Source organism: Pseudomonas paralactis (genome assembly GCF_001439735.1).
GTDB classification, from domain to species: Bacteria; Pseudomonadota; Gammaproteobacteria; order Pseudomonadales; family Pseudomonadaceae; genus Aquipseudomonas; species Aquipseudomonas paralactis.
Map to the genome: position 1 here is coordinate 1 of NZ_JYLN01000032.1, position 1,295 is coordinate 1,295.

The window sequence follows — 1,295 nt, forward strand, 5'->3', positions numbered from 1 at the left end:
AAGACCACCTGGCGGTTGTGACCACGCTGTACAACATGATGAGGATAGTTGGGCAAAACGACACGTCCCACTCTGGGCATAGGTAACCTCCTTCCTTAGAGAATTACAGCCTAGCAAATGGAAAAAATAAATCTGTCCCCGTTTTCTCCTCGCAGTTTTTGGCCATGCCAAACCAGTATTCAACTCCCACTCACGTTTAAGATTATTCCGCTGGCTATTGTATTGACGCTGCAGGGCCTGATAGTCACTTCTCGGCGCAACATAAGTATGATCAACCTGACGTAATTGGGAGCAAATAAGTAGCAGCCCGATAGCCGCCGGTGAGCAGAAAAGAAGCAACAGTTTGACGGGTAACACAATGCCGGCGAAAGGCTGGTGTCGAGAGTGTCATATCAAGTCGAAACCTTTACAGCCGGCTTATTTAATTATCATACTTAAACTCAATATTTATCTTTATATTTTCCACATCCAAAGTAACTACACATCCAGACCAGGCTTTTTCGCCTGCGCACAAGCCATTCATAACAAAATGGCTCCTCAACTGCACTAGCAATTCGGTTAAATCACCAACTGCGCGACCGTCGGGATCAAACCAGTTTAAATCACCAGCTTTATTGAAGTAATCAAACTCATAGCTACCGCCGTCGCCTTCAGCAAAAAGCTCCGCTCTGGCTATTATTTTTTTAGCGTCTGAGGGACCAGCATCAATTAGAAGCTGCCCAATTTTTTCGTAAAACAGCTGTTCATCCATCAACCCCCACCTCCAGGCGCATTTTTAAAGTCAACATTCACAGGACGGCCACCGTCGATTGAATACTTAACATTGAATCTGTCAGGCCGCACACTAGAGCCCGAGTAGATAGGCTCAATTTTGACATTTACAGGCTTCCCATCCTTAAGTGCATTTGCCCAAGTATTTTCCATCGACTTCCAGGCTCCCTTGTTTAAGTTCCCATTCATGGGGAGCAAGTTCAACTTCTCACCTGGCCCGTTAAAAACACTTGCAATTAAATGCCCGCCCTCGTCACCAGATACTCCACACTTTCCTGCCACACATTGCTGATAGGTATTTCGGTCATTTTTTGCGTAAGAAAGGTTGGATTCAACTCTTTCAACACGACCCATACTGTCTGTTTGATAGGTCTTGTTTCCATCCACTTTATAAATTGTGTTTGGCTCAGGCTTATTGAGATCTTTGGACCATGCTCCCTTGCCACCAGAGCTTACTTCGACCTCCCGTAAAGTCTGGCCTGCGCCTTTTATACCACTATATGATCCAACATCAAGTGCCTTAA

The 1,295-nt window shown here is 45.3% G+C and carries 2 protein-coding genes and 1 pseudogene; all 3 read right to left on the minus strand.

Annotation, left to right across the window (positions count from 1 at the left end; translation table 11 throughout):
• Positions 1–80 (minus strand): annotated as a pseudogene (locus TX23_RS27780) (transposase); the annotation flags it as partial.
• A gap of 341 nt (positions 81–421) precedes the next feature.
• Positions 422–751, minus strand: coding sequence for an antitoxin YezG family protein (locus TX23_RS26610; RefSeq protein WP_057704732.1), 330 nt, complete (start codon positions 749–751; stop codon positions 422–424).
• The coding region (locus TX23_RS27785; protein WP_209445932.1) for a DNA/RNA non-specific endonuclease at positions 751–1,295 on the minus strand (545 nt) is incomplete at its 5' end. The genes TX23_RS27785 and TX23_RS26610, both read right to left, overlap by 1 nt.